Genomic DNA, 1,342 nt, shown 5'->3' on the forward strand with positions numbered 1-1,342 from the left:
CACTCGTCGTTGGTGAGGGTCGCGAGGGCGCCACCGCCGGTGTGCACACCACCGTGCGGCTTGTCACCCTTGTCGTAGTCCTTGTCCTTGTCCTTGTCGTCCTTGTCGTCCTTGTCGTAGTCCTTGTCGCCCTTGTCCTCGTCCTTGTACTTGTCCTCGTCCTTGTCCTTGTCCTCGTCCCAGTGGTCGTTCCCGACAGAGGCGAGGGCGCCGCCGCCGGTGTGCATGCCACCGCGCGGCTTGTCGCCCTTGTCGTAGTCCTTGTCGCCCTTGTCGTGGTCCTTGTCCTTGTGCTCGTCCTTGTCCTTGTCCTCGGACTTGTACTTGTCCTCGTCCTTGTCCTCGGACTTGTACTTGTCCTCGTCCTTGTCCTCGGACTTGTGCTCGTCCTTGTCCCACTCGTCGCTGCCGACCGAGGCGAGGGCACCGCCGCCGGTGTGCACGCCACCGTGCGGCTTGTCGCCGTTGTCGTAGTCCTTGTCGTCCTTGTCGTCCTTGTCGTAGTCCTTGTCGTCCTTGTCGTCCTTGTCGTCCTTGTCGTAGTCCTTGTCGCCCTTGTCGTAGTCCTTGTCGCCCTTGTCGTAGTCCTTGTCCTCGGACTTGTCCTTGTCCTCGTCCTTGTCGGACTTCCAGTTGTGCTCGCTGCTGTAGGACGAGTCGTCCTTGTCCGAGTCGGCGACGGCCAGGGCGTAGGCCCCGGGCCCGGCGATGGCGAGAGCGGCCGTAGCTGTGGCCGAGGCAATGAGAATGCGGGCAGAGCGCATTGCGAGGTCCTTTCGTCGCGGCTGCGTCAGCTGACATTCCGTCGGCTCGTCGGTCCACAGCGGCGACATGCACAACCGTCAAGGCGATGCGTCGTCCTCACCACTCGGGTTGGTGCTTGCGGGTACGGGTGTCCCTCATTCAGTTCTATGAGCCGGGCGCGCGGACGCCCGCGGCGTGCGGCTGTCCTTACCGCGGGGCGGGGGAGGTCCCGCGGACAGGCGTTCGCAACGGCTCAGGCAGGTCCGCGGCGACGGTCGGCTCCGTCCGCGGTTTGCGCTCGGGGACGCATACCCACTGATCAGGGGGTACTCGGCGGGGAGGAGGTGACTGCGATGCCCGAGCCAGGCAGCAAGAAGTACGACGAGCGGCGTGCCCGTCTGAGGAAGGACGCCGAGAGTCAGGGCGTCTCCGACCAGGAGGCCAACGAGGACGCCAACGCCACTCTCCAGCAGGATCCGGAGTACCGGTCCCGCGGTCCGCGCACCGAGCGGGGCCGGGGCCCGAAGGGTGAACGCCACGAGCGGTGACGGCTTGCCGCGGAAGGAGCAGGGCCGGCCGGCACCGCCCGCGCCGGCCC

The 1,342-nt window shown here is 66.2% G+C and carries 1 protein-coding gene and 1 pseudogene; one reads left to right on the plus strand and one right to left on the minus strand.

Annotated elements, in window-relative coordinates:
* Positions 1-764, minus strand: a pseudogene (locus ACWGH4_RS28010) (hypothetical protein); the annotation flags it as partial.
* A gap of 333 nt (positions 765-1,097) precedes the next feature.
* Between ACWGH4_RS28010 and ACWGH4_RS28015 the strand changes: the two are divergent.
* On the plus strand, positions 1,098-1,292 hold the full coding sequence (locus ACWGH4_RS28015) for a hypothetical protein (protein WP_453465843.1): 195 nt from the start codon (positions 1,098-1,100) through the stop codon (positions 1,290-1,292).
* Positions 1,293-1,342 lie beyond the last annotated feature (50 nt).

It is taken from the genome of Streptomyces sp. NPDC054847 (assembly GCF_053610925.1).

Excerpts from the sequence above, each read along its gene's own strand:
- ACWGH4_RS28015 (WP_453465843.1), top strand. The coding sequence starts at position 1,098 with ATGCCCGAGCCAGGCAGCAAGAAGTACGACGAGCGGCGTGCCCGTCTG.